Annotated in this window: 16 protein-coding genes and 1 tRNA gene; 5 read left to right on the top strand and 12 right to left on the bottom strand. The window is 66.7% G+C overall.

Going from position 1 to position 11,398, the window contains the following annotated elements; genetic code table 11:
- The first annotated feature begins 6 nt into the window (after window positions 1-6).
- Window positions 7-83: transfer RNA gene (locus ACFCV3_RS26945), tRNA-Met, on the top strand.
- A 59-nt stretch (window positions 84-142) separates the two neighbouring features.
- Here the strand turns inward: ACFCV3_RS26945 and ACFCV3_RS26940 are convergent.
- From ACFCV3_RS26940 to ACFCV3_RS26915, 6 genes are all read right to left on the bottom strand, one after another.
- Complete coding sequence (locus tag ACFCV3_RS26940) at window positions 143-547, bottom strand: MerR family transcriptional regulator (protein ID WP_376034362.1); 405 nt, start codon at window positions 545-547, stop codon at window positions 143-145.
- A 23-nt stretch (window positions 548-570) separates the two neighbouring features.
- The gene (locus ACFCV3_RS26935; protein WP_376034361.1) at window positions 571-1,467 is read right to left on the bottom strand and encodes a carboxymuconolactone decarboxylase family protein; all 897 of its coding nucleotides are present in this window, start codon (window positions 1,465-1,467) and stop codon (window positions 571-573) included.
- A gap of 71 nt (window positions 1,468-1,538) precedes the next feature.
- Window positions 1,539-2,141: a TetR/AcrR family transcriptional regulator gene (locus tag ACFCV3_RS26930; protein WP_376034359.1), complete on the bottom strand. Its 603-nt coding sequence runs from the start codon at window positions 2,139-2,141 to the stop codon at window positions 1,539-1,541.
- A gap of 55 nt (window positions 2,142-2,196) precedes the next feature.
- Window positions 2,197-2,361, bottom strand: coding sequence for a hypothetical protein (locus ACFCV3_RS26925; RefSeq protein ID WP_376034357.1), 165 nt, complete (start codon window positions 2,359-2,361; stop codon window positions 2,197-2,199).
- Window positions 2,362-2,396: 35 nt separating this feature from the next.
- The gene (locus ACFCV3_RS26920; protein ID WP_376034355.1) at window positions 2,397-3,194 is read right to left on the bottom strand and encodes a hypothetical protein; all 798 of its coding nucleotides are present in this window, start codon (window positions 3,192-3,194) and stop codon (window positions 2,397-2,399) included.
- A 713-nt stretch (window positions 3,195-3,907) separates the two neighbouring features.
- Window positions 3,908-4,453 (bottom strand): DinB family protein, encoded by a 546-nt coding sequence (locus ACFCV3_RS26915; RefSeq protein ID WP_376034354.1) that lies wholly within the window; start codon window positions 4,451-4,453, stop codon window positions 3,908-3,910.
- 70 nt (window positions 4,454-4,523) lie between these two features.
- Between ACFCV3_RS26915 and ACFCV3_RS26910 the strand changes: the two genes are divergently transcribed.
- Both ACFCV3_RS26910 and ACFCV3_RS26905 read left to right on the top strand, forming a co-directional pair.
- Entirely contained in the window at window positions 4,524-4,988 is a 465-nt protein-coding gene (locus ACFCV3_RS26910) for a DUF4913 domain-containing protein (RefSeq protein ID WP_376034352.1), read from the top strand.
- Window positions 4,985-5,734 carry a hypothetical protein gene (locus tag ACFCV3_RS26905; protein WP_376034350.1) on the top strand — a complete coding sequence of 250 codons (750 nt, stop codon included), beginning with the start codon at window positions 4,985-4,987 and terminating at the stop codon, window positions 5,732-5,734. The genes ACFCV3_RS26910 and ACFCV3_RS26905 overlap by 4 nt, the downstream gene beginning before the upstream one ends.
- On the opposite strand, the gene ACFCV3_RS26900 is transcribed toward ACFCV3_RS26905, so the two are convergent.
- Window positions 5,731-6,519 carry an endonuclease/exonuclease/phosphatase family protein gene (locus ACFCV3_RS26900; RefSeq protein ID WP_376034348.1) on the bottom strand — a complete coding sequence of 263 codons (789 nt, stop codon included), beginning with the start codon at window positions 6,517-6,519 and terminating at the stop codon, window positions 5,731-5,733. The two genes, ACFCV3_RS26905 and ACFCV3_RS26900, sit on opposite strands and share 4 nt — an antisense overlap.
- 49 nt (window positions 6,520-6,568) lie before the next feature.
- Between ACFCV3_RS26900 and ACFCV3_RS26895 the strand changes: the two genes are divergently transcribed.
- Entirely contained in the window at window positions 6,569-7,144 is a 576-nt protein-coding gene (locus ACFCV3_RS26895) for a DinB family protein (protein WP_376034346.1), read from the top strand.
- On the opposite strand, the gene ACFCV3_RS26890 is transcribed toward ACFCV3_RS26895, so the two are convergent.
- From ACFCV3_RS26890 to ACFCV3_RS26875, 4 genes are read right to left on the bottom strand one after another with little or no spacing between them, the layout of a single operon-like run.
- Window positions 7,128-7,721 (bottom strand): O-methyltransferase, encoded by a 594-nt coding sequence (locus ACFCV3_RS26890; protein ID WP_376034344.1) that lies wholly within the window; start codon window positions 7,719-7,721, stop codon window positions 7,128-7,130. The genes ACFCV3_RS26895 and ACFCV3_RS26890 overlap by 17 nt on opposite strands.
- On the bottom strand, window positions 7,722-8,045 hold the full coding sequence (locus ACFCV3_RS26885; protein ID WP_376034342.1) for a putative quinol monooxygenase: 324 nt from the start codon (window positions 8,043-8,045) through the stop codon (window positions 7,722-7,724).
- A gap of 10 nt (window positions 8,046-8,055) precedes the next feature.
- On the bottom strand, window positions 8,056-9,024 hold the full coding sequence (locus tag ACFCV3_RS26880; RefSeq protein ID WP_376034340.1) for a proline racemase family protein: 969 nt from the start codon (window positions 9,022-9,024) through the stop codon (window positions 8,056-8,058).
- Between the two features lie 9 nt (window positions 9,025-9,033).
- Complete coding sequence (locus ACFCV3_RS26875; RefSeq protein WP_376034338.1) at window positions 9,034-9,210, bottom strand: hypothetical protein; 177 nt, start codon at window positions 9,208-9,210, stop codon at window positions 9,034-9,036.
- Between the two features lie 85 nt (window positions 9,211-9,295).
- Between ACFCV3_RS26875 and ACFCV3_RS26870 the strand changes: the two genes are divergently transcribed.
- Entirely contained in the window at window positions 9,296-10,453 is a 1,158-nt protein-coding gene (locus ACFCV3_RS26870; RefSeq protein ID WP_376034336.1) for a cytochrome P450, read from the top strand.
- A gap of 169 nt (window positions 10,454-10,622) precedes the next feature.
- Here ACFCV3_RS26870 and ACFCV3_RS26865 read toward each other — a convergent pair whose 3' ends face one another.
- Window positions 10,623-11,396 (bottom strand): ABC transporter permease, encoded by a 774-nt coding sequence (locus ACFCV3_RS26865; RefSeq protein WP_376034334.1) that lies wholly within the window; start codon window positions 11,394-11,396, stop codon window positions 10,623-10,625.
- Between the last annotated feature and the right edge of the window lie 2 nt (window positions 11,397-11,398).

The raw sequence follows: 11,398 nt of genomic DNA, 5'->3' as shown, positions 1-11,398 counted from the left end.
AAGCGGCGCGGGGTGGAGCAGCTCGGTAGCTCGCTGGGCTCATAACCCAGAGGTCGCAGGTTCAAATCCTGCCCCCGCTACCATGGAAGGCCCTCTGACCAGGCGGTATGCCGGTCGGGGGGCCTTCGTCATGCGCGCTGAATCAGGACGTTGCAGATTCAGTGGACCCAGAGGTCGACACCGATCGGTAGTGGTCGATCTTGGCGTCCAGTGAAGCCAGGCAGGCGGTGAGTTCGGTGATCCGGTTCCGAACGGTTTCCCGGTGGCGACACAGCAGTTCAAGCCGCGCCGGGACGGTCACCTCGCCGAGTCGGCGCAGGTCGGCAAACTTCCGCATCTGCCGAATGGGCATGGCGGTAATGCGCAAACGGGTCAGGAAACTCAGCCACGCCAGATCGGCCTCCCGGAAGCGGCGCCTGCCGTCCGGCCCGCGGTCGACCGGGTCCAGCAGGCCGATCCGTTCGTAGTACCGCAAGGTGTGGGCGGTCAGCCCCGTCATGTCCGCCGTTTCCGCGATGGAGCGCGTGCGCGTGCGCGTGTCGTTCATAGGTCGACTGTAAGTGCGGGCGCTCAAGGTCGATCCGGCCGCTCTTCGAACACCTGCCTGGCCACAGCTACGGCGTTCAGCACGCGAGGGAAGCCGGCGTAGGACACAACGTGTATCAGGGTCTCGATCACCTGGGCCCGGCTCAGTCCGACGTTCAGTGCGGCGCCCAGGTGCACCCGGAGCTGAGGGGCGGTGTCACCGAAGGCAGTCAACGCGCCGATGGTCACCAGTTGACGCTGCGGCATGCTCAGCCACGGCCGGTAGTAGACGTCACCGAAGGCGAACTCGACAATGTAACGGCCGAGGTCCGGCGCGATGTCACGCAGCGACTCGATCACGTCCAGGCCGTGCTGGCCGTCGACCTCGACGAGCTTCTCCTTGCCCCGCTCGTACCGGTCACGCCTATCGGTCTGTACCGGCGGCTGGAAGGTGATATCGCGCTGGGTGAACACCTCTCTGGCGACGCGCACCGCGTTGAGTGCTCTGGCGAAGCCGACGAACGGGACGAGCTGGAACAAGGCCTCCATGATCTGGACCGGGCTGACCCCCACCCGCAAGGCCGCGTCGATGTGGAAGTTGAGTTGGGGGGCGGTGTCGCCCTGGGCGGCCAGGGCGCCGATGGTCACCAGTTGCCGTTGCGGGGCAGTCAACCCCGGCCGAACGTAGATGTCACCGAAGGCGAACTCGACGACGTAACGGCTGAGGTCCGGGGCCACGTCGCGCAGCGACTCGATCACCTCGGTGGCCCGCTCCCCGCCGATCCGGCGCAGGGCCGCCATACCTCGGGCGTAGCGGTCGGAGTGCGCCGACGCCGGTGCCGCCGTACCTACCGCAGTACCGATGGCCGCGGCACCCACCGCCGCGCTCTTGGCGAGCACAGCGCGGCGGCTGGCGGTCGGATCTTGCTCTGTATTCGTCATGCAACGAACGTAGAAGTTTGAGCGCGCTCGAACGCAAGCTCGTAAGAAGCGGTGCGGCCGGTACGTCGGCGTCATCGCGGTAGCAGCAGCCGGACCTGGTCTTCGATCTCCTGTACGACGTCGTCGACCGGATTGGCGATGTTGATCGTCGCCGCCATGCTGATGAACATGACCGCGGAGACGATGTGCGCGAGCGTCGCGGCGTCGTCGGAGGTGATGCGGTCGTCCCGCTGGAGGACGTCGGCGATCGCCTTCTCGGTCTGGACGGTCAGGCCGAGTGCGTTGCGGTGGTGGGGTTCTTCGGGGTCGCCGAAGAGGAGCTCTCTGAGGTAGGTCCGCCCGTTGTCGATCTGTTGGCGGTTGCATTCGACGACCGGGCGGACGGTCGCCATCACCGCGTCGAGTACGTCGGCGATGCTCTCGGCCGCTGTCCTGCCTTCGGCGAGCGCATCGGCATAGATGGAGTTCTGCACGAGCAGGAGGAGCTCGCCTTTGGTCTTGGCGTAGAGGAAGAGTGTGCCGGCGCCGATGTCGGCCTTGTCGGCGATCTCCTGGGTGGTGACCTCGTCGACGCCGTGCTCGGCGAAGAGTTCTCGGGCGGCGGCAGTGATGCGCTGGAGCTTGTCTTGTTTGTTCCGCTCGCGCCGTCCGATTCGCCGGGAGGCGAGGGGCATGGCTGCCGTCCGCTGGTGGGCGGGCTCGGGCCGTGTGGGCTCCAAGGTGCCGCGCTCATTCTTCCCGGGTGACGAGCGGAGCCTTCGTGTCGTGGAGTTCCGGGTAGAGCCCCTCGATGGGACCGCTCGGTGCGGCCTTGACCTTGGCGGTCAGTTCCCTGGCGATGACCTCGCCGTTTGCCCCGGTGACCAGGACAACTGCTCCGTTGAGGGAAGGCATGGTGGCGCTCTTTCTGTCAGGGATGCGCGATGTGGCTATTGCTCGTAGTGCGGCAGGATGGTGCCGTTCTTGACATAGGTGAGGGCGGCGTCGACGTCGTACGCATGGATCGCGGAGGCGAGCGGTGCGAGCTGGTTGGACAGTTCCTCGATCACGTTGCCGGTGAAGAAGGCATCGCGTGTTCCGGCGTCGGTGAACCCGAGGACGAGGGAGGCGTGGAACTGCTGGTCGTGGGGGTTGTCGTGTGCGACGTTCGGGGTGTCCCAGAGCTTTTCGATCCAGGGCAGGAACGTCTGCGTACGAAGCTCCTTGAGCACTCCGGTGTCGGCGAGTGCGGGAACGAGCTGGTTCTTGATGAACTTCCGGAACTCGCCGGCGCCGGCCCCGTCTCTGCGGCGGAGGTAGACCATGGCGCGGGCACCGACTGTCTCTCCTGGGCCCGCGACGTCGTACCAGCGGGACGAGTTCGGCGGGCCGGTGTAGAGGAGAGTACGGCGGAACACGTTGATCTCGTCCTGGTAGGCCAACTGCGTCTGTTTGCGCCCTAGCAGGGGGGAGAGCGCCGAGTGGAAGGTGACTTCCGCGACGCCGTCGATCTTGCGGTCGACGGGGATCGAGGTCTCCACTCCGTCGGTCACCGGCCACCGGCCCGGGTTCTCCTCGGCCAGGTGGATCTGCCGGTACTCCTCCAAGCCGGGGGTGGCGGAGATGATCTTCGAGTGCGGGCCCTTCCAGTAGTCCATGCCGGTCCGGCGCGGTTGGTCGGTGCGGACCCAGAGTGGAATCGAGGAGGTGAGGTGCTTCTGCACGCCAAGTTGCGCGGACGTACTCATGGTGGTGCCCTTCTTTTCCTGGTCGGGAACGTGCGGTTGCGGTGCTGGGCGGTCAGCGGGAGAGGAAGTCAACGGCGACCGGGGCGAACTTGTCGTGGTACTGGAAGATGCCGCCGTGGCCGGAGTCGGGGAGCGGCCGTACTTCTGGATCGCCTTGAGTTGCGTGCGGAACGCCTTCACCGAGATGTCCGTGTCGCGGTCGGTGGTGCGCTCCTGCAGGCGTTGCACGAAGGCGCGGGCGGCGGGCTTGCCGGTGGCGTTGCGGTTGAAGAACAGGAATTCCTTCGGGTCCTGCCGGGTCAGGGTCGCGCGCAGGATGTCGTAGTAGGTGGTGGCGACGACCTTGTCGATGTCCTTGCCACCCCGGGGTCCGGTGCCGGTCAGGACGAGCTTGCGGACGAGGTCGGGGTGTTTGACCCTTCGGTCCCAGCTCGCGGTAGGTGTAGGTGACGCCGCCTGCCTGGACAGTGCGCGCCGGCGCCTTCGCGTACGAGGTGATGATGCCGTTCTGTGCGTGGCTGCTGCTCATGATGACCTTCCTTGGCTGCTCCCGCGAAGGGAATTCCGACTACGCTCAATTATGAGTAGCCTCATAATTGTTGTCAAGGGAAGGTCTTGCGCCCTTGCTGCCGCGAACGCCAGCAGAAAGCCGAGGTAGCCCCACAGTGCGTACTCGTGGCGCGGCTGTGTGTTGGGGCGAGTAGCGCGCGCAGTCACACCTGCTGCAGGTAGAGGTCCCGGAGCAGACAGATCTCGGCACCGTGGTGGATGACCTCGACGTTCGTGTACAGCATCTTCTTCGCCAGCGGCGCGTGTGCGAAGGCAGGTGGATGCCCCTGCGGCTGGGAGAGTCCAGCTGTGCCCAGACCGCGTACGGCGGTGATCCAGTCGTCGTACTCCGCGTCGAGCTGGCGCAACGCCTCCCGCGCCGTACCGGCGTACGTGTAGGTCGACTCGGTGACGGGTGCGCGCCCGAGGCCGCCTGTCGACGCGAAGACGACGCACAAGTGCGCCAGCCGCCAGGCGATCGTCGTCACCGGCTCCGGCTGGGGCGGGGGCTGGGCGTAGTCCATGGTGAATTCGCCTGCGCCGAAGGAGATCGGGGCGGTGCTCTCACCGCGGCGGCTGAGGGTCCAGCAGTTCGGGACCGGCTTCCAGAAGTACTCGTCGTCGGTCAGCCCGTCCAGACGCGGCCGGAGGCGCTCCTGCCAGTGTGACTCGAGCTGGTCGACTACCTCGGCGTTCCAGTCAACGTCCATCCGGAGACCGTAGTCGGCCTGGACTGTTGGCGGCTTAGGGTGTGGGCATGTCGACAGGGGGAGTGTGACGGTGGACGGCGACCTCGATGCTGAGGATGTGAAGGCGCTTCGGATGGCCATGCAGGGGCTGCAGGGGTCCGGGTGGCAGCCGCCGGTGCAGGCGGCTGAGTTCCGGCCGCAGTTCGCTGATCTGGAGTCCTGGGTGAATGGGTTCTTCGTGCTGACGTTCGCTCGGTCGGGGGAGCAGCGGTGGTGTGCTGCCTGGTGGGATCACGCCGAGGCCATGCTGCGGCTGGAGGCGCTGTGGCGGACCTGGGAGGTTGCGGCGCTCGATCCGGTGCGGGGAATGGCGGGGTGGATTCGTGAGCACCTTGATCCCAACCTGAGTGTGTTGTTCGGTGCCAATGGGCCCTTCGCGGCCTGTACTCCGGAGCAGCACGTCCGGCCGCAGGTGCTGGCAGTGAGCCCGCCGCCGGACGGCTGGTGGAGCTCGTCGCAGCACTGGTGGGATGTGCTCGGTGAGGCCGACCGGTGACGGTCGACCCGCAGGAGACCCGCGAGAAGTTCCTCATCGAGCTGGACCGGATCCAGACCTGGCTGAAGAACGAGCGTGTGCCGTTCGCGGTCGTCGGGAGCCTGGCGGTCTCGGCGTACACCGATGGGGGTGCGTCGATCGACTTCAACCGGCCGGGTGCCTACGACCCGGCCCAGCGGATGCCGGACGTCGACCTGCTCATCCCACGCGACCAGGCTGCGAAGGTCGGTGCGTATGCCGAGTCTCTCAAGCAACAGCCGTTCCCGGTCACCATCGAGACCATCAACGCGTACATCGACTACCGGCCGGAGTCGGAGCGGTCCTACCTGACGCACCGGCAGTTGCAGTTCCCGGTGCGGAGTGAGCTGTTCGAGCCACGGCAGGCGACGCTGCTCGGGCAGGAGCTCACGACGCTCGACCCGCGCACGATGCTGCACACCTTCGGAACGGTGGGCGGCGTGATCCGGAAGAAGGACGTGCCGAAGATGGTCGCGCTGGCCGAGGCGATCAAGGACGGCCGGGCGGAGAGCCGCTTCACGGAGCGAGACTGCGAGGTCTTCAGCCAGTACATGGTCGCGCGCAAGCGTCAGTACCCGGTCTTCATCGCGACGAAGCAAGCCTGGGAAGGCGCGCTGGAAGCGATGCCGAAGAAGGCCGCCCAAGCGATCAAGCACCACATCCTGCCGGCCGCGCACCAGACGATGGCGAAGCTCAACCGCGACCGAGGCGACGACCGAAGCCGCTAGAGCACCAGGCTGACCTGCAGACCGAGATGGTCGGTCAGGTAGTCAGGGCCGCCCGGCATCGGCAGTTGCTCGGTGAACGTGAGCTGCGCGGCCTCGACGGTGATCGACGGATCGGACAGCAGCAGGAAGTCGATGCAGTGCGCTGTCTGGTTCGAGTGCAGGTACGACGCGTGGAACGTCGGTGGACAGTCGGCCCCGAACGCATCGACCAGACCGGTGTCGCGGATGAAGTCGCCGTACAGGCTGCTGTCCCGCGCGATGTTGAAGTCACCGGACAGGATCACTGGACCGTGGATGGCTGCGACAGTCCGGCCGAGTGCTGCGAGTTGCCCTTGGTGCAGTCGGTAGTAGCGGTTCGCCTCGGACCAGTCGCCGTCGAAGTTGGCCAGCAGGTGAGTGTTGGCGACAGTGACACCCGAGAGGCTCGTCAGCAACACTCCCTTCAGAGATGCCTTCAGCCGCGACAGTCTGGGCAGGCCAACCGCATCCGCTGCGCCCGGCATCGGCAAACGCCGGTACCCGGTCCGGGCGATCGGCGTACGGGACAACGTCAGCAGTCCGCCCGCCGGGCCCGCCAGCGACCTCCGGAATGCAGCAAACCGGTACGCCGGCATCGCCCGCCTCAACTGGCGGAGGTGGTAGTACGTCAGCACCTCCTGAAAGTTCACGACGTCGACCTCGGACGCTTCGAACACCCCACCGATCGCGGCATACCGCTCACCGAGCCGCGAACCGCGCAGCGGGATGCCACGCGTGTTGAGTGAGGCAACAATCAGCCGAACCAAGGGGTACCTCCACCGAGGGGATGTCGCCCTCATCGTAGAAGGTGTACCTGTGACTGATCCCAAGGCGATGCTGCACGAGTACCTCCGTGATGCGCGTGGCGCACTGGTCTGGAAGCTCGACGGGCTGACGGAGTACCAGATCCGCCGCCCACTGACCCCGACCGGTACCAACCTGCTTGGCCTCGTCAAACACCTCTCGATCGTCGAGGCCCGCTACCTCGGCGACACCTTCGGCCGCCCGTTCCCCGAGCACCTGCCCTGGTGGGACGACGACGCGGAGCCCAACGCCGACAGCTGGGTCACCTCAGCCGAATCCCGCGCCGAGATCGTCGACCGCTACCACCAGGTCTGCGCACACGCCGACGCGACCGTAGCCGCCCTACCCCTCGACGCCCCAGGCCACGTGCCATGGTGGTCCCGCCAAGACGTCACCCTGCACTCGATCCTCGTCCACGTCCTCGCCGAAACCAGCCGCCACGCAGGCCACGCCGACATCCTCCGCGAGGGCCTGGACGGCGCAACCGGCCTGCTCCCCGGCAACTCCAACCTCCCCGACCACGACGCCACCTGGTGGAAAGCCAACTACGACCGCATCGAGCAAGCCGCGGCTAGGGCCGGCGAGTAGCGACGATGGTGGAGAGGTCCGGCGCCAGGCGGAGCTCAGCGGCGAGCAGCCCGGGGTGAGTCAGCCAGGCGAGGCGTTCTGCGTCGACGGCGCCGGCGTGGACGGGCGGCCACTGCGTGATCGGAGTGAAGTCGTCGTTCACCACGGTGCCTCCCGGGTGCAGCAGGAGTGACGGGTCCACGTCAGATCCGTCGGTGAGGCTTCCGCCGCCGTCGAGCACCAGCAGGTCGAAGGGAGCGTGCTCGACGATGGCAGACCAGTCGCCGGTCACGATCTCCACGTCGTCAACACCGTGGAAGAGTTGCCGGACCCGCTCCGCTCGCTCTGCGTCGCGTTCGATGCTGACAATGCGTGCGCCGGGACGTCGACCGGATACCAACCAGGCAAGGCCGACTCCGCACCCCGTACCGGTCTCACCGATCACCCCGCTCGCTCCAGCGGCCAGCGCCATCAGCAACTGCCCCTGCTCGACGCGGCAAGACGAACTGAATCCGAGCTCGACAGCCAGCTCCACAGCGGCAGCGACCAGGTTCGGGACGTCGGCTCCGGCGTAGCTCTGCGTGCCTGCGACCGACATCTATTTGACGGCGAGTTCGCCTAGTTCTGACCAGTCGTTCTGTGGCACTTTGAAGTTGACGATGCGGGGTGTTTCGACCAGGTGGGGCGGGAGGTCGCGCTGGGCGGTTTTGAAGTGGTCTGAGGTGACGTGGGCGGTGGCGGCTTCGTCGTCGGCGAAGGCTTCGACCAGGACGTACTCGTTGGCGTCGTCGAGGGAGCGGGACCAGTCGTACCAGAGGCAGCCGGGCTCGGCGCGGGTGGCTGCGGTGAAGTCGGCGGTGATGGCGGGCCAGTCCTCGGCGTGCTCGGGCTTCACGCGGAACTTCGCGGTGATGAAGATCATGGGACCGACGTTAGCGCAGGGTGAATCCGGTGCCGAGGGGGTCGTGTGGGTCGAGGGTGAAGGTGGCCGTGCCGGTGCGGTGGGCGGTGCCGGAGACCTCGGTGAGGATGCCGGTGGGGGTTTCGGACAGCACGCGGCCGCGGAACGTCGTACCGACGATTGATTCGTGCAGTAGGGCAGCGCCGGGTGGCAGCAGGCCGTCGGCGTGGAGGAGGGCGAGGCGGGCGGAGGTGCCGGAGCCGCAGGGGGAGCGGTCGGCTTGGCCGTCGGCGAAGATGGCTACGTTGCGCTGGTGCAGTGGGCCCAGGTCGTCGTACAGGATGGTGCCGTAGAGGCCGTTGAGGCGCGGGTCGGTCGGGTGGACGGCGACATCGTTCAGGTCCCACTTGATCTGGCGGCCGATCTTGATCAGTTCGGCGTAGCAGTCCGGTGTGACGGTCAGTCCGACGGACGACGCTGGCAGCGACGCGTAGAAGGCGCCACCGAAGCTGATGTCCGCGACGACGCCCGCTACCGGCACCGCACGAGCCAGCACGAACGACTCCACGTTCTGGAACGCAACACCGACTACTCTGCCGCCGGCACACGTCACCTGCGCCGCTACTCGCCCAGACGGTACGTCGATCACCACCTCGGTCACGCCATCCCGCGCAGCGGGTACCAGTCCGCTCTCGACTGCCCAGACGCCCAAGGCGATCGTCCCGTGTCCACATGCGGTCGAGTAGCCGTCTTTGTGCCAGAACAGCACCCCGAAATGAGCACCTGCGTCATCCGGCGGTACGACGAAGCACCCGTACATGTCCGCGTGTCCACGCGGCTCATTCACCAGCAGCAGCCGTACGGCGTCGATCGCCGCGCTGGACTGCGCTGTCAGTCGCCGCTCCGCGACTGTGGAGCCTGGAACCACCGGACCGCCATCAGTGACGATGCGGAACGGCTCTCCAGCGGTGTGATAGTCGACAACGCTCACAGGCTCCACAGAGGCAGCCTAAGCGGCCTGTCGTGCGGCCAGCAGTGCGCACCGCAGCTTGGTCTTGTCCGGGTAGCCAGCGGCGTGGCCGATCTCGTACACGTCGTGACTGCGCATGTTCACCATCGCTGCGACGTACCAGACCGGGTTTCCCTCGGCCAGCATGGTGATGATCATGGTGGTGGTGGCGTTCATCCTGACCCTCTCCTCTGGTTGCTCTTACTGGTACGTCGGATCAGCACCCCGGAAATTGACACCACCCCTCAGATAATTTGAAACAGTGATCGACACCGCCGACCCGTACGCCGCCTACGCCGCACTCCGGACCGCCGGACCGGTGCACCGCATCGCCGGACCGGACGGGAGCCCGTCCTGGCTCGTCACCCGGTACGACGACGTCCGCCGCGCGCTCGCGGACCCGCGGCTGTCCGTGGACAAGCGCCACGCACTCCCCGGCAACTACCGGGGTCTGAGCCTCCCACCGGCACTGGACGCCAACCTGCTCAACATGGACCCGCCTGACCACACCCGGATCCGCACACTGGTCACCAAGGCGTTCACCGCCGGCCGGATCGACGCACTGCGCGACCCGATCCGTCGTACGGCGGATGTCCTGCTGGAACCGATCACTGCGCGCGGTGCGGCCGACCTGATCCCGGAGTACGCCGCACCGCTGCCGATCACGGTCATCTGCGACCTGCTCGGCGTACCGGTCGAGGCGCGACCCGACTTCCGGTCCTGGACCGACACCATGCTGACACCGCCCGGACCGGACGAGGCACGCGCCGCAATCGGGGCGATGCTGCGCTTCTTCGCCGGACTGATCGAGGCGAAGCGGTCGGCGCCGGCAGACGACCTGGTCAGTGACCTGATCGCAGCACGCGACCAGGAGGACCGGCTGAGCGACGACGAGCTGACGTCGCTGATCTTCCTCATCCTGTTCGCCGGCTACGAGAACGTGGTGCATCTGATCGGCAACACCACTCTGACGCTGCTGGACGACCGCAGTCGCTGGGAGCGCGTGCGTGCAGACCGCTCACTGCTCCCGGCTGCGATCGAGGAGGTGATGCGGTACGACGGTCCTGCGCCGCTCGCCATCCGCCGCTTCCCGCTCGAGGACCTCGAGATCGGCGGGGTGGTCATCCCAGCAGGGGAGACCGTGCTGCTGGGGCTCGCCTCGGCCAACCGGGACGCCGAACGCTTCCCGGACGCGGACCGGTTCGACCTCGCCCGGGCGGCCGGTGGACAGCTCGCACTGGGACACGGCATCCACTACTGCCTCGGCGCACCACTCGCTCGGGTGGAGGTGGCGATTGCGATCGACGCGCTACTCGACCACGCACCGGGTCTCACTCTCGCCGTACCGCGGCCGGAGCTGCGCTGGCGGGACACCATCCGCACCCGCGGTCTCACCGGACTGCCTGTGAAGGTTGGGTAAAACGAAGCGCCCCGGTCGATGACCGGGGCGCTTGTCCGTGTGGGTCCCGGGGGGAGTGGGACCTCCACACGTTGGGGGGGACTTGGACATTAACAATCCGGCAGGGTCATGTCCGAACCATTTCGCTGCTTCTCCAAAGGCTGTCCGCTGAGCGGTGCGTTTCGTGCGCTCAACGGCGGGTCCGCTTCCGGTACAGCGAAGTCGCGAGCACGACCGAGAACAGGAGTAGACCACAGCACCAGACGAGAGCACGGATGCCGTTGTTTCCAACCGGTGTGCCGGTCAGAAACCCTCTTACCGTTTCGATCACCGGAGTGATCGGCTGGTGTGTACTGACCGGCCGCAACCAGGCAGGCATCGTGTCCGGCGGTACGAACGCGCTACTGAGGTAGGGCAGGAACAGCATGAAGAAACTCAACGTGCTGGCCGACTCCACCGACCGTGCGATCACCCCGAGTCCAGCGGCGAGCCATGACAGCGCAACGACGTACAAAAGCAGCAGTCCGATCGCAGCGAACCATTCACCGACGCCGGCGTTCGGCCGGAAACCCATGGCGAGTGCAGCCAGTACGACGATCGCGGTCGCCGTCGCATTGCGCGCCACGCTCGCTGCGACGTGGCCGGTGAGCACTGCGACGCTGCGGATCGGCAGTGAGCGCAGACGGTCGATCATGCCGGTGCTCATGTCGTCCGCAACCGCCATGGCAGTCGACGCGGCGCCGTACCCGGTGGTGAGCAACAGGATGCCGGGGACGACGTAGTTCACGTACTGCGTGCCGGTGCTGATGGCGCCGCCGAACACGTACACGAACAGCGCCATCATCAGTAGCGGGAGCAGGATCGCTGCGAACAGCGTGTCCGCGTTGCGGCGTGCGAGTCGCACACTGCGGTCGATCATCGTCGCCGTGTCCGACAGTGCGGCGGCAACACTCTGGTGTGACATGT

This window comes from Kribbella sp. NPDC056345 (assembly GCF_042262745.1).
Lineage (GTDB): Bacteria > Actinomycetota > Actinomycetes > Propionibacteriales > Kribbellaceae > Kribbella.
Note: the sequence above shows the minus strand (reverse complement) of the source record. Positions and strands in the feature narration are given on the sequence as shown.